This is a genomic window from Bacillus sp. MT(2024), from assembly GCF_036362845.1.
Classification (GTDB): Bacteria; Bacillota; Bacilli; order Bacillales; family Bacillaceae; genus Bacillus; species Bacillus velezensis.
The window spans coordinates 3,759,744-3,778,763 of the sequence record NZ_CP143632.1; the positions used below are offsets into that span (position 1 = coordinate 3,759,744).

The 19,020-nt window shown below is 46.3% G+C and carries 20 protein-coding genes; 12 read left to right on the forward strand and 8 right to left on the reverse strand.

The genetic code is table 11. From position 1 onward, the window contains the following. Window position 1: 1 nt before the first annotated feature. Window positions 2–910 carry a cidABC operon transcriptional activator CidR gene (gene cidR, locus VP472_RS18755; protein WP_003150908.1) on the reverse strand — a complete coding sequence of 303 codons (909 nt, stop codon included), beginning with the start codon at window positions 908–910 and terminating at the stop codon, window positions 2–4. A gap of 106 nt (window positions 911–1,016) precedes the next feature. On the opposite strand from cidR, the gene VP472_RS18760 reads away from it, so the two are divergent. From VP472_RS18760 to VP472_RS18775, 4 genes are all read left to right on the forward strand, one after another. Next, entirely contained in the window at window positions 1,017–1,403 is a 387-nt protein-coding gene (locus VP472_RS18760; protein ID WP_007407725.1) for a CidA/LrgA family holin-like protein, read from the forward strand. Beyond that, entirely contained in the window at window positions 1,385–2,065 is a 681-nt protein-coding gene (locus tag VP472_RS18765; RefSeq protein ID WP_012118753.1) for a CidB/LrgB family autolysis modulator, read from the forward strand. The genes VP472_RS18760 and VP472_RS18765 overlap by 19 nt, the downstream gene beginning before the upstream one ends. A 129-nt stretch (window positions 2,066–2,194) precedes the next feature. Next, window positions 2,195–2,389, forward strand: a complete 195-nt coding sequence (locus VP472_RS18770; protein ID WP_003150901.1) for a YwbE family protein — start codon at window positions 2,195–2,197, stop codon at window positions 2,387–2,389. A 155-nt stretch (window positions 2,390–2,544) separates the two neighbouring features. Continuing rightward, window positions 2,545–3,306 (forward strand): MerR family transcriptional regulator, encoded by a 762-nt coding sequence (locus VP472_RS18775; protein WP_146277426.1) that lies wholly within the window; start codon window positions 2,545–2,547, stop codon window positions 3,304–3,306. Window positions 3,307–3,489: 183 nt separating this feature from the next. On the opposite strand, the gene VP472_RS18780 is transcribed toward VP472_RS18775, so the two are convergent. Beyond that, window positions 3,490–4,677, reverse strand: coding sequence for a class I SAM-dependent rRNA methyltransferase (locus tag VP472_RS18780; protein WP_146275795.1), 1,188 nt, complete (start codon window positions 4,675–4,677; stop codon window positions 3,490–3,492). A gap of 94 nt (window positions 4,678–4,771) precedes the next feature. Here VP472_RS18780 and VP472_RS18785 point away from each other — a divergent pair, with 94 nt between their 5' ends. Then, entirely contained in the window at window positions 4,772–5,155 is a 384-nt protein-coding gene (locus tag VP472_RS18785; protein ID WP_003150894.1) for a glyoxalase GlxA, read from the forward strand. A gap of 27 nt (window positions 5,156–5,182) precedes the next feature. Here VP472_RS18785 and celB read toward each other — a convergent pair whose 3' ends face one another. Next, window positions 5,183–6,517 carry a PTS cellobiose transporter subunit IIC gene (gene celB / locus VP472_RS18790; RefSeq protein ID WP_094247389.1) on the reverse strand — a complete coding sequence of 445 codons (1,335 nt, stop codon included), beginning with the start codon at window positions 6,515–6,517 and terminating at the stop codon, window positions 5,183–5,185. Window positions 6,518–6,678: 161 nt separating this feature from the next. Here celB and VP472_RS18795 point away from each other — a divergent pair, with 161 nt between their 5' ends. Then, window positions 6,679–8,424, forward strand: coding sequence for a S8 family peptidase (locus VP472_RS18795; RefSeq protein WP_146275797.1), 1,746 nt, complete (start codon window positions 6,679–6,681; stop codon window positions 8,422–8,424). Between the two features lie 56 nt (window positions 8,425–8,480). Here the strand turns inward: VP472_RS18795 and VP472_RS18800 are convergent, their stop codons facing one another. The 3 genes from VP472_RS18800 to VP472_RS18810 form a co-directional block, all read right to left on the reverse strand. Beyond that, a complete protein-coding gene (locus tag VP472_RS18800; RefSeq protein WP_003150888.1) occupies window positions 8,481–9,341 on the reverse strand; it encodes a glycosyltransferase family 8 protein in 861 nt (286 codons plus the stop codon). A gap of 259 nt (window positions 9,342–9,600) precedes the next feature. Continuing rightward, the gene (locus VP472_RS18805; RefSeq protein ID WP_007407732.1) at window positions 9,601–10,233 is read right to left on the reverse strand and encodes a GTP pyrophosphokinase YwaC; all 633 of its coding nucleotides are present in this window, start codon (window positions 10,231–10,233) and stop codon (window positions 9,601–9,603) included. Window positions 10,234–10,364: 131 nt separating this feature from the next. Next, a complete protein-coding gene (locus VP472_RS18810) occupies window positions 10,365–11,300 on the reverse strand; it encodes a 1,4-dihydroxy-2-naphthoate polyprenyltransferase (RefSeq protein ID WP_003150884.1) in 936 nt (311 codons plus the stop codon). A gap of 443 nt (window positions 11,301–11,743) precedes the next feature. Here VP472_RS18810 and VP472_RS18815 point away from each other — a divergent pair, with 443 nt between their 5' ends. The 6 genes from VP472_RS18815 to VP472_RS18840 all read left to right on the forward strand — a co-directional run bounded on the left by VP472_RS18815 (window position 11,744) and on the right by VP472_RS18840 (window position 17,305). Beyond that, window positions 11,744–11,893 carry a teichoic acid D-Ala incorporation-associated protein DltX gene (locus VP472_RS18815; protein WP_003150882.1) on the forward strand — a complete coding sequence of 50 codons (150 nt, stop codon included), beginning with the start codon at window positions 11,744–11,746 and terminating at the stop codon, window positions 11,891–11,893. Window positions 11,894–11,908: 15 nt separating this feature from the next. After that, the gene (gene dltA, locus VP472_RS18820) at window positions 11,909–13,420 is read left to right on the forward strand and encodes a D-alanine--poly(phosphoribitol) ligase subunit DltA (RefSeq protein ID WP_146275801.1); all 1,512 of its coding nucleotides are present in this window, start codon (window positions 11,909–11,911) and stop codon (window positions 13,418–13,420) included. Next, on the forward strand, window positions 13,417–14,598 hold the full coding sequence (gene dltB, locus VP472_RS18825; protein WP_012118762.1) for a D-alanyl-lipoteichoic acid biosynthesis protein DltB: 1,182 nt from the start codon (window positions 13,417–13,419) through the stop codon (window positions 14,596–14,598). Before dltA ends, dltB begins: the two co-directional genes overlap by 4 nt. A gap of 16 nt (window positions 14,599–14,614) precedes the next feature. Beyond that, window positions 14,615–14,851 (forward strand): D-alanine--poly(phosphoribitol) ligase subunit 2, encoded by a 237-nt coding sequence (gene dltC, locus VP472_RS18830; RefSeq protein WP_003150875.1) that lies wholly within the window; start codon window positions 14,615–14,617, stop codon window positions 14,849–14,851. After that, the gene (dltD, locus tag VP472_RS18835) at window positions 14,852–16,030 is read left to right on the forward strand and encodes a D-alanyl-lipoteichoic acid biosynthesis protein DltD (protein ID WP_015387523.1); all 1,179 of its coding nucleotides are present in this window, start codon (window positions 14,852–14,854) and stop codon (window positions 16,028–16,030) included. Window positions 16,031–16,213: 183 nt separating this feature from the next. After that, window positions 16,214–17,305 carry a branched-chain amino acid aminotransferase gene (locus VP472_RS18840; protein ID WP_025853645.1) on the forward strand — a complete coding sequence of 364 codons (1,092 nt, stop codon included), beginning with the start codon at window positions 16,214–16,216 and terminating at the stop codon, window positions 17,303–17,305. Window positions 17,306–17,345: 40 nt separating this feature from the next. On the opposite strand, the gene licH is transcribed toward VP472_RS18840, so the two are convergent. Then, window positions 17,346–18,674: a 6-phospho-beta-glucosidase LicH gene (gene licH / locus VP472_RS18845; RefSeq protein WP_146275803.1), complete on the reverse strand. Its 1,329-nt coding sequence runs from the start codon at window positions 18,672–18,674 to the stop codon at window positions 17,346–17,348. Next, a complete protein-coding gene (licA, locus tag VP472_RS18850) occupies window positions 18,671–19,003 on the reverse strand; it encodes a PTS lichenan transporter subunit IIA (protein WP_146275805.1) in 333 nt (110 codons plus the stop codon). Before licA ends, licH begins: the two co-directional genes overlap by 4 nt. Window positions 19,004–19,020 lie beyond the last annotated feature (17 nt).

Below are 19,020 nucleotides of genomic sequence, written 5' to 3' on the forward strand. Positions count from 1 at the left end.
CTTAATCATCCTTTTTTCTCTTTTTCGGATTCCATAAATACGATTTCGTATGCTCCAGCCAGGCTCTGGCGGCAAAGGACATATAGCGGTCTTTCCGCCAAATGATGGCTAAATGCCACGGAATGACCGGATGAACGAGCGGAATGGTTCTGACTTTGTCAGGATCAAGACCGCGGCAGATTCTTTCCGGCAGCAGGCCGATACCGAGATTGGCGGATACCATTTCGCTGATAAAGTCCCACTGTGACGTTTCATAAATGACGTGCGGCCTGAATCCGGCTTTCACGCATTCCGTCATAATTCGATTATGAAGGACAAAATCCTCCCTGAAAAATATGAACGGCTCTTCTTTCAATTCATGAAGACTGCATTCTTTCTCGTCAGCGAGCCGATGTGACGGATGCACGACGAGCATAAGGGTTTCCTTGACGATTGTGAAGGTATGAAAAATCTCTTCATTCGCGGGAAGGACGACGACCCCGATATCAAGCGAGCCGTCCTCCACCCCTTGCTGCACTTTAATAGAGCCGTCCTCAACAAGCTGAAACGTCACATCGGGGTATGTGACGCGGAAGTCACCGAGCACTCTCGGGAAAAAGCCGGACCCGATCATCGGCGGAAGACCGATGCGGACGTGCCCTTTCTTCACTTCCATAATATCGTTCAGCTCTGACGTCAGGTTTTGGAATGACTTTGTGATTTCCTGCGCCTGCACATACATGCTCTGCCCGGCGTCAGTCAGTTCAACTTGCCGGCCATTGCGATAAAACAGCTTAATGCCGAGCTCCGTCTCCAGGTTTTTAATCATTTTTGAGATTGTCGGCTGTGAAACATACAGCGACTGCGAAGCCTTCGTAAAGCTTTTCAAACGGGCCACTTCCAAGAAATACGTTAAGTGCCGTATATCCATTACATTTCATCCTTTCTATAGACAAAAGGAATACATATTATTCTTTATATGTATTTTACCTATAGCAAAACCTTCTGTACAATATAAATATAAGGGAGGCATCATTATGAAAAAATTGCTGCTTACCGTTATTCAAATCGCTCTGCTGTTTATATTTGCGCGTCTGATCAATTGGGTCACGGCGGCTCTTCATATAAATATTCCCGGCAGTATAATCGGGATTGTGATTCTTTTCACATTATTGCACTTCAAGATTATCAAACTTGAATGGATTGAGCTTGGCGCAGCATGGCTCCTCGGTGAGCTGCTGCTGTTTTTCATCCCGTCTGCCGTCGGAGTGATTGAATACGGAGATATTATGTCTAAATTCGGCGTAAGCATTTTACTTGTCGTCGTCATCAGCACATTTGTCGTGATGGTTTCAACAGGTACGCTTACACAGCTGATAGCAAAAAGAAAGGAGAAAAAACAAACGTGTTCATCGGAATCATAAGTTTATTCTTAACTGTCTTAGTGTATTTGGGCGCGAAAAAACTCTACATTCGTTTTCCGCGGGTGTATACGTCGCCGCTTCTGATTACGCCCGCTGTTTTGGTCGTCCTGCTGCTTCTTGTCAATGTCCCGTATCAGACATACAATCTCGGCGGCGGACTGCTGACCGATATGCTTCAGCCGGCAACAGTGGCGTTCGCCATCCCGCTTTATAAATATTTCCCGATTTTAAAGAAATACGCCGTGGAAATTATTTTGAACGTAGCGGTCGGTTCATGTATCGCCATTCTGTCAACAGCCTTTATCGCAAAATGGTTCCATCTCGGCAGCAGCTTAGTCGACAGTCTCGTGCCGCGATCCGTGACGACGCCGATTGCCATGAACGTTTCAGAAATGATCGGCGGGATGCCGGCCGTTACAGCGGTTTTCGTCATTTTAACGGCTTTATTGGGAACGATCATCGGGCCGATGGTCATCCGCTATTTCCGCATTGATAACGAAATTGCCCGGGGCGTGCTGCTCGGAACTAGCGCGCACGGAGCGGGAACATCTAAAGCATTTGAGCTCAGCTCCGTATCAGGAACGATCTCAAGCGTGTCGATGATCCTCGCCGCGATTATGACACTGTGCGCGGCCCCGATTTTGCTTTCGTTTATGTCATAAAAGACTGCTCCTTACAGAGCGGTCTTTTTTTAGTTGCCATGAAGAATTGATTTGTCTGTCCTTCATAAAAATACGAAAACACGATATGATAAGACATGAAGTGAAAAGACTGAAGAACGGATGTGTCATATGAACGGCCAGCAGCGAAGCAGCATCAGAAAAGGACTTGAAGTCGATATCGTCCTGAAAGCCGATCAGCGTTCAGGAAAGCTGACAAGAGGAATCGTCAAGGATATTTTGACGAACTCAAGCTTCCACCCGCGCGGCATTAAGGTCCGCCTTGAAGACGGGCGAATCGGCCGGGTGCAGCACATTATTGAATAGAAAAAAGCCGGAGCTTCACGCCCGGCTTTTTTTCTTTAATTTCAGCAATGAAATCCTCATATGTTCTCCCTTTATATACAAAAAATTTTTAACCAACTATTGACTCTTACGTTGCGTAATACTTTAGAGTAGCCATTAAGGAGGCGGCAAACGTGATGGGTATGAAAGTAAAAGAAGTAGCTGAACTGATTGGAGTAAGCATACGCACTCTCCATCATTACGATCAAATCGGATTATTGACTCCTCAAGAAACGACCGATTCCGGTTATCGGCTTTATTCTGAAGAGAATCTTGAACAGCTGCAGCAGATACTATTTTTCAAGGAGCTCGATTTCTCCTTAAAAGAGATTAAAGAAATCATTACTAATCCTTCATTTAACCGAAGGGAAGCATTCATTTTACAAAAGAAAATGTTGATTGAGAAACGGAATAGAGTCGATAAGATGATTGAAACCATCGATAAATCAATCAAACATATGATGGGAGAGATTTGCATGACGAACAAAGAGCGGTTTGAGGGAATGAACTTCAATCATAATTTTTATGAGCAAGAAGCCCGCAAACGGTGGGGTGATCAACCTGTCGATAAGGTAAATATTAGATTGAAAAACATGACTGATGGTGAACAAAAAGATTTATCTGATAAGTGGACTGCAATGTTCAATAAATTTGCACTCCTTATTAACCAATCTCCCGAGTCCCCAGACGTACAAACCGCTATCAAAGAGTGGTTTGATTTTCTCAATGAAAATTTTGGTGAATATTCTTTTGATGCCTTTTACGGATTAGGTCAACTCTATATTGAAGATGAACGCTTCACTAAGAACATCGACCGGTATGGTGAAGGGTTGGCGAAGCTCATGAGTGAGGCCATTACAATTTATATAGATCATCAAAAAAAGGGTGGCACCCATTAAAATCATTATCGAGGATACAATTGGGCGGAGGGATTAGTGAGGCCACTTTACTCGGCACAGATGAGATACTAAGTAATAGCGGGTTTTTTCTTTAAACAGTAAGATATAAAGATTATTTATCCCGGATTAGAGCGATGGAAGAGGGTTTTCTTTTCCCCTCTTTCCACGCTATAAATGATCATCCTATTTTTTCCGCAAGAAAACAACCTTCAAATAGTTCCCTTCTTTAAACGCGGGAAACGTTTTGAAATCTTCCGGAAGCGTGTATTCTTCCAAAATGTCGTAACGCTCATTTGTTTCTTTAAAGGCGGTCTCTATAAAACCTTTAAATTTCTTCATATTGAAGGCGCTGCTGTTTGTCGAAGCGACGATGATGCCGTTTTTTGCGGTGATGGCGATCGTTTCCTTCAGCAGGTTTTTATAATCTTTCGCCGCGCTGAACGTCCGTTTTTTTGTGCGGGCGAAAGAAGGCGGATCAAGGATGATGAGGTCAAACGCCAGCCCTTTTTTCTCCGCATAGCCGAAGTATTTGAAAACATCCATGACTTTAATGTCATGCGCCTCATAATCAATTCCGTTGGCGCTGAACTGTTCAATCGTTTTTGCGAGACTGCGGTTGGCGACATCGACGCTGGTCGTTTTCTCAGCTCCGCCAAGCGCCGCCGCGACGGAAAATGCCCCCGTATAAGAGAACGTATTCAGCACCCGTCTGCCGTTTGCATACTTGTCCCGAATCGCTTTGCGTACATGACGCTGGTCTAAGAAAATGCCCGTCATCGCCCCATCGTTTAAATCCACCGCATACCGTATGCCGTTTTCTTGAACAATGACCGGAAAATCTCCTCTTTCGCCTTTGACAAAATCGTCGTCTTCCACGTATTGCCCGGCAGTATCGAATCGTTTCTTTTCATAGATCGCTTTATAAGAAAGCTCCAGTCCGTCAATCGCCTCAATCATGCTGTCCTTATAAGCGTAAATGCCTTTACTGTACCATTGAATCAGCAGATAACCGTCATAAAAGTCAATCGTGACGCCGCCGATGCCGTCGCCCTCACCGTTGAAAAGCCGGAACGCCGTCGTATCGGGCGCCTTAAACAGATGAGCTCTTGCTTCAGCCGCTTTTTTCAGCTTGTCCAGAAAGAAACGTCCGTCGATCCGTTCATCTTTCGCGCGGGACAGCACCCAGCCGACTCCTTTATTCTGCAAACCGTAATAGCCTTTTCCGATAAACTCACCCTTCTCGGATGTCACATCAAAAAGATCGCCCTCTGTTAAATGAGCCGAGCTTCCGGACAGAGCGTCTTTTTCAATCAGGGGGAATCCTTTTTTCAGCTTTCCGGCAAATGTATCTTTCACTGTAAGTAGCTTCATTGTGCATTCCTCTTTCGTTTTGCTTTCTCTTATCGTACCATAAAACATGATCAACACCGCATTGTCCCGAAAAATTCAAAACAGGGGGAAAACCATGACAGCCAAAAGAATCGACCATACAGGCATTATGGTCAAAGATATTGAAACATCCATCGCCTTTTACCAAGACGTTCTCGGTATGCAGTTAAAGGATCGTATCACTCATACGAACGGCATTATTGAACTTGCCTTTCTCGGTTTTCAAGAAGGGCCGGAGACAGAAATTGAGCTGATCCAGGGCTACAGCAGCGAGCTTCCCGCAGAAGGAAAAGTGCACCATGTCGCTTTATTGACTGAAGATATCGCAGCGGAGTTCACGCATGCGAAGCGTCAGGGCGCCGTATTTATTGATGAAGAAATCACGACACTTCCGAACGGGTACCGCTACTTTTACATTGAAGGACCTGACGGCGAATGGATCGAATTTTTCCAGCGTTAAAAAAACGGGCGAAAGCGCCCGTTTTTTTTATGTTTCTTCTGTGACGTTTTGTTCCGCCGCCCGTTCCTCTCTCCATTTTTGAAGATCCCAAATTCGGAAAAACGGATAATAAATGATAAATGTAATCAGGAGATTGATCAGCTGCATGACCGAACCGGAGATTTTCCCGCCCGTCGCCAAATAACCGGAAATCAGCGGCGGCATCGTCCACGGCACGGCGATTCCCGCCGGTTTTGCCACCATCCCCGTGCTCATCCCGATGTACGTCGCCGTAATGGTCAAGAGCGGCGCAACAATAAAAGGCACGATTAACAGCGGATTCATGACGAGCGGCATCCCGAAAATAATCGGTTCGTTAATGTTAAAAATCGCGGGCCCGATGCCGAGACGGCCGAGCTGTTTCATCTGTTTGCTTCTGGATCGCACAAGCATGGTCAGCACAAGGGCAAGCGTCGCTCCGCTTCCGCCGACATTAATCCATATTTGAAAGAACTGTGTCGTAAAAATGCTCGGCAGCGCTTCTCCCGCCTGAAAAGCCAAACGGTTGGCGTCCATCGCCCCGTACCAGATCGGCGACATGACGCCGCCGATTATGGACGCGCCGTGTATGCCGCACGACCAAAGCAGCATTTGCACGAATTCGGCGATAAGACTTCCGCCGAGACTCCCGCCCAAAATAGACAGCGGGGTGCCCAGCAAATCGCCTACGACATTGTGGAGGCTTTTAAAAGGAGTCATTTCAATAAACAGACGGGCCAGCCATACAAGCGTAATAATAATGAAACCGGGGATGAGCGCAACGAACGATTTGCTGACCGCAGGCGGCACTCCGTCAGGCATCTTAATGACGATATTTCTTTGTATAATAAACCGGTACACTTCCGTAGACAGCATTGCAATGATCATCGCGACAAACAGACCTTTGCTTCCGAGCAGCGAAATCGGAATGCCGCCTCCCACCATAATCTCTGTTGACGAGCCGTCAGGGATAAACGGAATCTGATACGGCGTCGCCAATAAAAAGGCGGCAAGGGCAATGGCTCCCGACGACAGGGCATCCACCTCATAGCTTTCCGCAAGCCGGTAAGCAATCCCAAAGGCGGCGACAAGCGCCATAATGTCAAAGGACGCATTCACGGGATACCCGAGCTTTTCAACCCAATTTTCACCGAAAAGACCAGCCATAAAATCGGCATAACCGGGAATCGGAAGACTCGTCAGAATCAGAAAAACCGATCCGATAATGATAAGCGGCATAGTCAAAATAATGCCGTCCCGCAAAGCTCTTAAGTGCCTTTGGCCGGCGACTTTTCCGGCGACTGGCATGATTTTTTCTTCCATGACCCGATTGAACGTACTCATTTATCAAAAACCCCCTTTTTGAGTTCATTGCGCAGATGTCTTAAAGCATTTTCTCCATCATATTTTGGAAACGCTTACATTTGCATACAGAAATTTTCCTTATCCCTCAGGAAAAAAAGAATTCCGCACTGCCGATATATAAAGAAAAAGGGGGAATCGCAATGTATCACACCCTGAAACCGATAATGGCCGCGGCCTTGTGCGTCAGCCTGTTCTCCGCCGCGGCGCCCGCGCACGCCGAGACGCACGACCGGGACGTTATCGTGGTGTACAAAAATCAAAACGGCAAGGAATCCGCCATAGACAGCGGAGCGGATGTGGAACAGACCTATCAGCATCTCCCGGCAGTCGCCGTATCAGCCGATTCACAAACGGTGAAAGACCTGAAGCAGGACCGTGACATCTTATATGTAGAAGACAATGTATCCTTTCAGGCAGCAGGCGGTTCTGATATCCGCCCGTTATCAGCGGCCCAAAGCAGCAGTTATGCGCTGCCGCAATGGGATATAGAACCGACTCAGGTCAAGCAGGCGTGGAAAGAAGGCTTGACGGGGAAAAAGGTGAAAGTGGCTGTCATTGACAGCGGCATTTACCCTCATGATGACCTTTCCATTGCCGGAGGCTATTCCGCAGTCAGTTATACTTCCTCATACAAAGATGACAACGGACACGGGACGCATGTCGCCGGAATCATTGCGGCCAAACATGACGGATACGGCATTGACGGCATCGCGCCGGATGTCCGGTTATACGCGGTTAAAGCATTAGACAGAAAAGGTGCGGGAGATCTTAAAAGCCTTCTTAAAGCGATCGACTGGTCGATCGCCAATAAAATGGACATCATCAATATGAGCCTCGGGACAAACGCAGACAGCAAAAGTCTTCACGACGCCGTTGACAAAGCTTACAAAAAAGGAATCGTGATCGTAGCCGCCGCAGGAAACGACGGCAACAAAAAACCCGTCAATTATCCGGGCGCCTACAGCAGCGTAACGGCAGTCTCAGCGTCAACTGAAAAAAACGGGCTCGCGTCTTTTTCCACGACCGGAAAACAAATTGAATTTGCCGCACCCGGCACAAATATTACGAGCACATATCTGAATCAAATGTACGCCACGGCTGACGGCACATCTCAAGCCGCGCCGCACGTCACCGGCATGTTCGCGCTGCTCAGGCAGAAATATCCGGAGGAAACAAATACACAGCTCCGGCAGCAGATGCAGCAAAACGTCAAAGATCTGGGCGCTCCCGGACGTGACAGCCGATTCGGGTACGGACTGGCGCAATATCACACAAAGCAAAAGAGCTTTGCCGAACGGGCCGTAATAAAAGCGGAAAAAACGAAAAAGCAAGCAGATATCAATGAAGCAAAAACGGCAGTCAGCAAACTGTCCAAGTCAAAAGGAAAAACCGCTCTCGAGGCGCGGATCAATAAAGTTCAGACGGAAAGAAATGTAACGGACGCAAGAGACAAAGTCCGGACTGCCGAAAAACAAAAGAAAAAAACCGCCGTCCACGCCGCACAAAGCGCCATCCGCAAATTACCGGCCGGTTCAGAGAAAAAAGGGCTGCAAAAGCGGCTGAACGCTGTCAACTCAAGCCTTTTGAGAACAGCTGAGGCCAGCGTCAAGCAGGCGGAAAAAAAGACCTCTGAAGCCAACACCGCAAAAGCCCAAAAAGCAGTCAGCGAAATCCAGCCGGGAAAAGAAAAAACCGCTCTGGAAAAACGGCTTGGCCGGATAAAAGATAAACTCAACCGGCAGCAGGCAAGGGACAAAGTAAAAACGGCGGAAAAAACCAAGACGAAAAAAGCAAAATCAGCGGCGCAAACGGCAGTCAGCCGATTGAAGCCGTCTGCCGAAAAGACCAGCCTGCAAAAACGCGTGCGTGCGATTCGGGTGAAATAATAAAAAAACGCTTGTGAGCCGGTCAACGGCTTCACAAGCGTTTTCATCACACCTGCCTATTGGTTCATGGCCGGGCGGTCAATCGTGTTCCATTTCGTAAAGGACATATATCGGAAATAATGATCACGATACGGGTGCGAAGTGCCTGTATTCCAAGGCTTGTCCCCGCCGCAGAAATGGACGATGGCCGGTTCGGCACGTGTTTCTCTGTAACGTATACGGTCGATCAGTTCAGGAGGCGTTTTCTCATTCATGATAATATGCGTCTGCGCGTTCCAGCGCGGATGCAGTTCATGCCATTGATCATATAAAATCGCGTTAAGCGCGTCCTGATCATGAAACACGAGAAAATCCTCCGAGCTGTTATCATTGATAAAATCAATCACTTTTTTAGAAATATTCTGTTTTCTCCAAGGTTCGAAATCTATAATCATAATACCGGAATTAAAATACTTGGCAGTGTCGCTGATATTCATTTTTTTCAGTCTTTCATGCTGTCCGGCATCTTCTACCGCCGCAACTATTGCCGGGGAAATATCCAAGTCCCATAAAACCGAAATATCTTCCATCACAATTGCATCGCAATCGATGTAAATCATCCGCTTTACGGACTCATCCTTAATTAAATCAGGGATAGAAATGCGGTAATAAGCCGCTTTTGTAATGTGGCTGCTTTCGACTGCATGCTTGTATTGATCAGCATCCACTTCTAAAAATTCAAGCGGCGTCCCGAATGACATCGCGGTCTGTTCAAGCTTGTCCTTGTTTTCGGCAGTAATTCCGCCGTCGATCACATATAATTTGGCATTCCTTGTTTTATCCATATTCATCAATAAAGAAGCGAACATCCCACCCAAATGACGAGCATAATTATCATCGGCACATGATACGATATGCATTGTTTCATTCTTTCCCACTGATATTCATCTCCCTTTTTGTTGTACAAATGTCTTTCCCTTTTTTAAAAAAGTAAACCTCGATCTTACACATTTTTTCTGCGGGAATGTGCTGTTTGCGATTTGATATCTATTGCATTCTCTGTTCAAATTCAATCAGAATTTCAGCCTGAATCATCGTCAGAATACATCGTGCGGGAAAGCAAAAACGCGTAAACATAAAAACAACCAGCCGGACTGCGTATAAAAGCGGTCCGGCTGGTTGTGACGGGTCAATCGTTTAATCGACTTCTTTCTTAATCCCAAGCATCTTTTCGTCTAAATAATGGGCGATGTCCGCCGCTTCCTTCAGCTCGTCGGTCAGATGCTTTGGGACTTCGTTATTTAATTTGTAATAAATTTTATGTTCAAGGCTCGCCCAAAAATCCATGGCGATGGTGCGGATTTGAATTTCCGCCTTCACATATTCCACACGATTCGTCAAATAAACGGGAATTTCAATAATCAAATGCAGACTGCGGTAGCCGTTCGGCTTCGGATGTTTGATATAATCCTTCACCTTTACGATCTTCAGGTCCTTATGCTGCTTCAGAACCTCAGCGACATTATAAATATCGGAAATAAAGGAACAGATAATCCTGACACCTGCGATATCATGAATATGCTCTTTCATTTCCTGCGTCGTCACATCGCAGCCTTTGCGCATCAGTTTATTGACGATGCTTTCAAAACTCTTCACGCGTGATTTTGTATGCTCGATCGGGTTATGCCCGTGAATCAGATTATATTCCTGGCTGATGATAGAAAACTTCGTATCCAGCTCATCTAAAGCGAATTTATAAACTAATAATTCATTTTTCCAATCTTCCATGACCGTTTTTAAATCATCCATATGGGCTGTTGACAAGTCCATTTTTTTCATCTCCTTGCTTTGCTGTCCATATATGAGACGGGTCAGTCCGCGGTCAGGTTCTTTACAATATCGTGAAGATTATGTCATAAAAAAAAGCAAATGCCGGTTATGGCATTTGCCCTTTCATTTGATCAGCGGAAATAACTGATCAGGAGTCCGATTGAAAGCAGGAATCCGAAGAATGTATTGGTTTGCGCCGTTGATTTCATCGCAATAATCATGTTCATCGGCATTTCGTTTTTCACAAAGCCTTTCACGGCCTGAACGGGTTTCGGCACGCTCAAAAAGACCAGGAACAGCCACGGGCTTGTGTAACCCATGATGACAAGACCGACGATCCAGATGTAAGCGATGGCAAAAGATGCGGCCAGTATCATGACGGCCCCTCTATGCCCCATCAAAATGGCCAGCGTTTTACGTCCGCCTTTTTTATCTTCCTCAATATCACGAATATTGTTGGACAGGTTAATCGCTCCGACCAGGATGGCGATCGGGATGGAAATCAAAATGCTCTGCTCATTAATTCTGCCTGTCTGAATGAAGAAAGAAATAAGGACAAATACAGAGCCCATGCAAATGCCGGAGAACAGTTCCCCGAACGGTGTATACGCAATCGGCAGCGGGCCGCCCGTATACAGATAGCCGATCAGCATGCCGGCAAGGCCGATAGCCGCAAGCCACCAGCTGCTGCTCATGCAGATATAAACACCGAGCACGAGGGCAATCGCATAAGAGCCGAGCGCCAGCTGCAGAATTGTTTTCGGCTTCATGCCGTGGCGGACGATCGCTCCGCCGATACCGACGGAATCCTCCGTATCTAAACCGCGTTTAAAATCGTAATATTCATTGAATAAGTTCGTGGCGATCTGGATCCAAAGGCAGGAAAACAGCATGGCCAAAAACAGCAGGAAATCAACCTTTACGTAAAACATCGCCAATACGGTGCCGAGAAGCACGGGCACAAACGATGCCGTCAATGTATGAGGGCGGGTTAGCTGCCACAAAATGCGGCCCATGCTTTCTTTCTCGGGCGTCTTTTGGCTGCCCCCCATATTGTTTTGATTCATTTTCCTCTTCCTTTCTATTAAAAGGCTTTCACAGTCAGCCGATAACAGTAGTGTTGAATTGGGGTTTTCACGTTTTCTGCTACCTTATCTATCATAATAATTTCTTCCTCATTTCACAAGATGCGGCGCTTTATCAGCTATCCTGCCGGAAACGGCTTTTCGCCCTTCTCCATTGGGGTTCGGCACAAGCCTGCTTAAGAAAAAGCCGCCAAAATTTTTTTACCTCGTTTATATTTACGATAAGTTAAAAATCCCGCCTGAACAGTGCTTTTTTAGTATGATCATTTTCCAATTTATACATGCGTGTTTTCCATCCTTTTGTTTCTCATTCATTTTTAAGGAAATTTTAAGCTTAGGATATTAGACATATTTTGAAACTTTTTGTTAATCTAATCGTCATATACTGGTGTAATTATTGAATACGCGGGGAAGGAATTTTGAATATGATGCAAAAATTAAAACGTGCTTATGAAAATACATTGATCAAATGGACGTTTCATACGGGCTTTTATTTTCTGATATTAGTATTGCTCTTTTGGATGTATGGATTTCATACAGCGAATACCGGCACTTATATTTACAACGATTTCTAATCGGGGAGGATAACTATGAAACTACTTGATGCTATAAAAACATACGCAGACGCCAAGCCGCAGGCCATAGCGTTTCGTTCCTTAGATCATTCCCTCACTTACGGGGAATTATGGGATTTGTCGGAGCGGGTTGCGTCCGGCATTCAAAAACATACAGCTGACGGTTCGAAAGCGCCTGTCCTGGTTTACGGACATATGGAGCCGAATATGATCGTTTCTTTCTTGGGAAGCGTCAAAGCGGGCCGCCCTTACATCCCTGTCGATGTTTCCATTCCGGCGGAGCGGATCGTCAAAATCATTGAAAGCTCAGGCGCAGAGCTGCTTATCAGCGTATCGGGCGATGCAGTCGATACGGGAAGCAATCTGATTAAAACCGTTACGCCCGAAGAGCTTGCAGCTGACGGAGATGCAGACCTCAGCCGTGAGAACTGGGTAAAAGAGCTGGATACGTTTTATATTATTTACACGTCCGGCAGCACGGGAAATCCGAAGGGCGTACAGATATCGGCTGATAACCTGCAAAGCTTCACTGACTGGATCTGCAGGGATTTTCCTGCGGGCGGGGGGAAGACATTCTTAAACCAAGCTCCGTTTTCTTTTGATTTATCTGTCATGGACATTTTCCCGTCGCTTCAAACGGGAGGTACGCTGCACTGCGTAACGAAAGACAAAATCAATAAACCGAAAGTACTATTTGAAGAGCTGGAGAAATCCAAACTGAACGTCTGGACATCGACGCCGTCTTTCGTCCAAATGTGTCTGATGGACCCCGGCTTTACGCAGGAGCTCCTGCCTGAGGCAGAAGTATTTATGTTTTGCGGAGAAGCGCTTCCGGCTGCCGTGGCACAGGAACTGTTAAACCGTTTTCCGAAGGCCCGCGTATTCAATACATACGGCCCGACTGAAACAACGGTTGCCGTCACCTCCGTTGAAATCACGCAGCAGATCATCGATGAAAATGAATCCCTGCCCGTCGGTTTTGCAAAACCCGATATGAATATCTTCATCATGGATGAAAACGGGAATAAGCTTCCGGACGGAGAAAAAGGGGAAATCATCATCGCCGGCCCGAGCGTGAGCAAAGGCTATCTCGGTGAACCGTCTCTGACTGAAAAAGCGTTTTTCTCAATTGACGGCCAGTGGGCATATCACACGGGTGATGCCGGTTATGTTCAGGATGGTCAGATTTTCTGCCAAGGACGCCTTGATTTCCAGATTAAGCTTCACGGCTACCGCATGGAGCTGGAGGAAATCGAAGTACATGTAAGGCAGTCTCAATATGTGCGCACGGCGGTTGTCATCCCGTATCAGCCTAACGGACCAGTCGAATATTTAATTGCCGCCATCGTGCCTGAAAAACATGATTTTGAAAAAGAATTCCAGCTGACAAGCGCCATTAAGAAAGAACTGGCCGCTTCGCTTCCGGCCTACATGATCCCGAGAAAATTCATTTATCAGGATCACATTCAAATGACTGCGAACGGAAAAATCGACCGTAAACGCATTGGCGAAGAGGTTCTTGTATGACGCCTTACAGCTCGTTTTTCTTCTTTATCTTACTTGGAATCCTTCTTTTGCCGACGATTATTTTAGGGCTGAACGGCAAGAGATTCCAAGGATACAACATGTTTATATCCATCATCGTATTGGCTTTGATTTTCGCGCATGATCTGCACGGCGTGATCGCACTATGTATCTTTACGCTGTGGCAGGTGCTTTTAATCAGGGGTTATCTCGCTTACAGACTGAAAGCCAACAGCGGCTTTGTCTTCAGTATGGCCGTGATCGCGTCCATTTTACCCCTGTTTTTATCTAAATTATGGCCGTTTTTCTTCCCGCCGGCGCCTCATCATCCGGTTCATAACCTGATCAGTTTCTTAGGAATTTCTTATTTGACATTTAAAGGCGTCCAGCTGATCATGGAAACGAGAGACGGACTGATTAAAGAAAAAATGCCGCTTCACCGCCTTTTGTACTTTATTATGTTTTTCCCGACCATTTCTTCCGGTCCGATCGACAGATACCGCAGATTTGCCAAGGACGAACAGAAAGTATGGACAAAGGGAGAATACGCTGATTTACTGTATACTGGCATTCATAAAATTTTTATCGGTTTCTTGTACAAATTCATTATCGGATATGCGATTAACACGTATTTCATTATGAATCTGTCTCATATCACCCACAGCAAACTGTGGGGTAATGTGCTGTACATGTACGGATACAGCTTGTACCTGTTTTTTGATTTTGCGGGTTACACGATGTTTGCCGTCGGTGTAAGCTATATCATGGGTATCAAATCTCCGGAAAACTTTAATAAGCCGTTTATCAGCAAAAACATTAAAGACTTCTGGAACCGCTGGCACATGTCCTTATCCTTCTGGTTCAGAGACTACGTATTTATGCGCTTTGTATTCTGGATGACAAAGAAAAAATGGATAAAGAACCGGATGGCCGTCTCGAACATCGGGTATTTCCTGCTGTTCATGCTGATGGGCGTCTGGCACGGACTCGCCCTGCAATATATTGTATACGGCCTGTACCACGCCGTATTAATGACCGGGTATAACTTTTTTGAGAAATGGAATAAGAAATACAAGTGGCTGCCTGCCAATCGTTTTACGGCCTTTTTAGCCATCGTCATCACATTCCATTTCGTATGTTTCGGATTTTATATTTTCTCAGGAAAACCATTTCATCACTAAAGGAGATTGAAAACACATGGAATTTAAACAGGAAGTATTAGACGTATTAGCTGAAGTTTGTCAGGAGGACGCTGTGAAAGAAAATCCTGATATTGAAATCTTTGAAGAAGGACTGCTTGATTCTTTCGGAACAGTAGAACTGCTGGTCGCCATCGAAAACCGCTTCGGCATTACAGTGCCGATCACTGAATTTGACCGTGACGAGTGGAATACGCCAAACAACATTGTAAACAAACTGACTGAGTTGAAGTAAATGAAAAAGCGTTTCTTTGGACCAATTATTTTAGCGTTTGTCCTGTTTGTCGGAGCTATCGCAGTTCCGGCTTCATGGCTTACGCGCTTCATTCCTGAAAAACGTGTCGAAGAGTCGGCGGCGGCCTTAAATCCGAATATGTTCCAGGGGCTCTATCTGCAAAACAAAATGTTCGAAGACTCGAAGTATATGCCGATTTTCGGTTCTTCCGAGCTTTCAAGACTGGATGAGTTTCACCCGTCCAACTATTTCCAAGTGAACAACCAAGGCTTTACGCCTTATCTTGTCGGAAAAGGCGGGGACCAATCCTTGATACACGCCGTGAACTTTGCGGCGCATTATCAGCAGCTGAAGGGCAAAAAGCTGGTATTCATTGTTTCTCCGCAATGGTTTATCAAAAAAGGTTCTGATGAACAGCACTTTGCGCCGAATTTTTCATCACTTCAGGCATTGGATTTAGCATTTAATAACCAGATTGATCCCGCGGTCAAAAAGAACATGATGAAGCGCATGCTCCGTTTTAAAGTCGTTCAGCATGATGCCGTCCTTTCTGAATTATACAAGGGAATGGTCAACGGACAATCATGGAAAGTGAAAGCGGTCATGCCGGCTGCCAAAGCTTATTATTCTCTGCTTGAGAAAAAAGATCTTTATTATTCAATGGGAGAAACCAAGGGCCCTGAACGGACGATCTCTGAAAACCTGAAAGGGAAATCGTGGTCAGAGTTAAAAACAGCCGCCGCTCAATTAGGAGAACGGAGCTCCAAGTCCAATCCTTTCTATATCGATGACGCTTCTTATAAAAAGATTAAGAAGAAAGTAAAGAGAGTGAAAGGAATCAACAAAGGAAGAACGTACGCCAAATCAGTCGAATATCACGACTTTGAGGATATGCTGGACATTCTGAAAGATGCCGGCGCTGAACCGATGTTCGTGGTTATTCCGGTCAACGGAAAATGGTATGACTACACCGGCTTCCCGAAAAAAGGCCGGACTGATTACTACAAAAAAGTCACTAAGCAAATTAAAGCGAAGGGCTTTCAGGTTGCCGACTTATCCGGGCACGAATATGATCCGTACTTTATGAAAGACACCATCCATATCGCCTGGAAGGGCTGGGTGTACGTCGATAAAGCAATGGAGCAGTTTTACAAAACCGGCAAGGTGACGGTTCACTGAGCACGGTGATGACAGAATACGTAAAAACGAACACGCAGGGGGCATTCTCTCCCCTGCTTTTTATGTGATTTGATTTTTTCACAAATTTGAGGAAAACTATTGCGAATATTTGTTGAAGGTATACAATAGAATATAAATTATTTTCAAATAAGTTTGACAATAACACCAATAGGGAGACAGAACATTATGAAACAAGACATTCGTGTTGAATTGACTTCAGCCAAAAAACCGAAACCGGACCCCCATAACCTTGCGTTCGGCAGAATTTTCACCGACCATATGTTTGTTATGGATTACGACGCCGGTCAAGGATGGTATGATCCGAGAATTATCCCTTATCAGTCCATCTCAATGGATCCTGCGGCCATGGTTTATCATTACGGCCAAACCGTTTTTGAAGGGCTTAAAGCGTATGTAACGAAGGATCAGGAAGTGCTTCTGTTCAGACCGGAGAAAAATATGGAGCGCCTGAACCAGTCAAATGACCGCCTTTGCATCCCGCTCATTGATGAAGAGCTTGTTCTTGAAGGCCTGAAACAGCTCGTAGCCATCGACCAAGACTGGATTCCGAAAGCGGAAGGCACTTCCCTTTATATCCGTCCGTTTATTATTGCGACTGAGCCTTTCCTCGGTGTAGCGGCATCCCACACGTACAAGCTGTTTATCATTCTTTCCCCGGTCGGCTCTTATTACAAAGAAGGCATTAAACCGGTAAAAATCGCCGTGGAAAACGAATTCGTGCGCGCCGTCAAAGGCGGCACCGGAAACGCGAAAACCGCCGGCAACTACGCATCAAGCCTGAAAGCGCAGCAGGTTGCGGAAGAGAAGGGATTTTCCCAGGTTCTATGGCTTGACGGCATTGAGAAAAAATACATCGAAGAAGTCGGCAGCATGAACATCTTCTTCAAAATCAGCGGCGAGATCGTGACGCCGGAGCTGAACGGAAGCATTCTTGAAGGAATTACGAGAAATTCCGTCATCACCCTTCTCAAACATTGGGGACTGACTGTGTCTGAGCGGAAGATTTCGATCGATGAAATCATCCAGGCGCATCGTGACGGCCGATTGGAAGAAACATTCGGAACCGGTACGGCGGCGGTCATTTCTCCGGTCGGCGAACTGATCTGGAATGATGAAAGTCTTGTCATCGGCAGCGGTGAAACCGGAGAGATCTCGAAGAAATTGTACGATACCATTACAGGCATTCAAAAAGGCGCGGAAGCCGACGTGTTCGGCTGGACGACGAAAGTCGCCTCACTAAGCGAATCAAAATAAGCAAAAAACCCGGAAGCGAATCCGGGTTTTTTTACTGCTCTTATGCTTCAATCGACTTAAAGAAATGGGGCAGATGTTCTTTGTGGGCCTCAAGCATTTCATCCAGAATGGCCTTTGCCACGGAGTCTGACGGGACAAGAGGGTTGATCGTCATCGCAAGAAGCGCCGTTTGATAATCTCCCGTGACGGCTGCTTCAGCGGCGACGCGCTCAAATGATTTGATTTGCTGGACGAGTCCGCGGACAGACACCGGCAGATCACCGACGGCGATCGGTTTCGGACCGTCTTTCGTCATGACGCAGTTCACTTCGACCGCTGAGTCATTCGGAATGCTGGCGATCGCGCCGTTGTTTATCGTATTGACGGGCTGGATATCATGTTTGTCGTTATAGATGGAGCTGATCAGGTTGCAGGCCGCGTCACTGTAGTACGCTCCGCCCCGTTTTTCCAGCTGCGGCGGTTTGATGGCGAGATTCGGATCTTTGTACAGTTCGAACAGTTCTTTCTCAACCTTCTGCACGACCTCGGCGCGTGTGCCCTCCGTCTGTGACGCTTCTATTTCATGCTCGAGCATTTCTTTCGTTTTGAAATAATAGCGGTGGTAGCCGCAAGGAATCAGATCGAGCGCCTTCAGGAATTCAGGCTCCCATTCCGCTCCGGAAATATTTTTCATCGTCATGGCGTTTTCCGGGTCTCCCATCGCTTCGATGACTTGATCTTTCACACTGACGCCGTCTAAGAAAACATCTAATCCGAAGACCATGTGATTCAGTCCGGCAAACTGCACTTCGATCCGGCTGACATCCACATCCAATGCTTTTGCGACGCCCATTTTAATGCCGATCGGCACATTGCAGAGGCCGACGACTTTTGTGAGATTCGAGTAGCGGAGCAAGGCCTCGGTAACCATGCCGGCAGGGTTTGTGAAATTCACAAGCCATGCATTCGGGCAAAACTCTTCGATGTCTTTCGCGATTTCCAGAATAACCGGGATGGTGCGCAGCCCTTTGAATAAACCGCCCGGACCGTTTGTCTCCTGGCCGATTACGCCGTATTTTAACGGAATCCGTTCGTCTTTGGCGCGGGCCTCAAGGAGACCGACGCGGAATTGAGTCGTTACGAAATCAGCATCCTTCAAAGCTTCTCTCCGGTCAAGCGTCAGGTGAATCTCTATCGGAACGCCCGCTTTTTCGACCATGCGTTTTGCAAGCGTGCCGACGATATTGAGTTTTTTCTCGCCTTCGGGAATGTCGACGAGCCATAATTCTCTGACAGGCAGTTCCTCATAGCGCTTAATGATGCCTTCCACAAGCTCCGGTGTATAGCTTGAACCTCCGCCGATTGTTACAATTTTAATTCCTTTTGTCATATTTTTGCTCCCCCTTGCAGACTCACTTTTTCGTAAATTTCGACTAACTCAACGGCCAAGTCTTTCACGGTCATGGCATTCATTAAATGATCTTGCGCATGCACCATTAAAAGCGTCATGTCTGTTTTTTCTCCGCCGGCTTCATTTTGGATCAATTCTGTCTGGTAATGATGGGCTTCTGTCAGTTCCCTTGCGGCTTCCTGAAGCTTTTCCTCGGCCATGGCTCTGTCCCCCCGCTTTGCGGCGGCAATGGCTTCCATTGATGCGCTTCTTCCGTTGCCGCCATGCAGGATGATCTGAAAAATGGTCTGTTCCATTTTTTCATTCATGTGTTTCACTCCCTTTC

Coding starts and splice junctions, on each gene's coding strand:
- cidR (WP_003150908.1), bottom strand. CDS start 910: ATGGATATACGGCACTTAACGTATTTCTTGGAAGTGGCCCGTTTGAAA.
- VP472_RS18760 (WP_007407725.1), top strand. CDS start 1,017: ATGAAAAAATTGCTGCTTACCGTTATTCAAATCGCTCTGCTGTTTATA.
- VP472_RS18770 (WP_003150901.1), top strand. CDS start 2,195: ATGAACGGCCAGCAGCGAAGCAGCATCAGAAAAGGACTTGAAGTCGAT.
- VP472_RS18775 (WP_146277426.1), top strand. CDS start 2,545: ATGGGTATGAAAGTAAAAGAAGTAGCTGAACTGATTGGAGTAAGCATA.
- VP472_RS18780 (WP_146275795.1), bottom strand. CDS start 4,677: ATGAAGCTACTTACAGTGAAAGATACATTTGCCGGAAAGCTGAAAAAA.
- VP472_RS18785 (WP_003150894.1), top strand. CDS start 4,772: ATGACAGCCAAAAGAATCGACCATACAGGCATTATGGTCAAAGATATT.
- celB (WP_094247389.1), bottom strand. CDS start 6,517: ATGAGTACGTTCAATCGGGTCATGGAAGAAAAAATCATGCCAGTCGCC.
- VP472_RS18795 (WP_146275797.1), top strand. CDS start 6,679: ATGTATCACACCCTGAAACCGATAATGGCCGCGGCCTTGTGCGTCAGC.
- VP472_RS18805 (WP_007407732.1), bottom strand. CDS start 10,233: ATGGACTTGTCAACAGCCCATATGGATGATTTAAAAACGGTCATGGAA.
- VP472_RS18810 (WP_003150884.1), bottom strand. CDS start 11,300: ATGAATCAAAACAATATGGGGGGCAGCCAAAAGACGCCCGAGAAAGAA.
- VP472_RS18815 (WP_003150882.1), top strand. CDS start 11,744: ATGATGCAAAAATTAAAACGTGCTTATGAAAATACATTGATCAAATGG.
- dltA (WP_146275801.1), top strand. CDS start 11,909: ATGAAACTACTTGATGCTATAAAAACATACGCAGACGCCAAGCCGCAG.
- dltB (WP_012118762.1), top strand. CDS start 13,417: ATGACGCCTTACAGCTCGTTTTTCTTCTTTATCTTACTTGGAATCCTT.
- dltC (WP_003150875.1), top strand. CDS start 14,615: ATGGAATTTAAACAGGAAGTATTAGACGTATTAGCTGAAGTTTGTCAG.
- dltD (WP_015387523.1), top strand. CDS start 14,852: ATGAAAAAGCGTTTCTTTGGACCAATTATTTTAGCGTTTGTCCTGTTT.
- licH (WP_146275803.1), bottom strand. CDS start 18,674: ATGACAAAAGGAATTAAAATTGTAACAATCGGCGGAGGTTCAAGCTAT.
- licA (WP_146275805.1), bottom strand. CDS start 19,003: ATGAATGAAAAAATGGAACAGACCATTTTTCAGATCATCCTGCATGGC.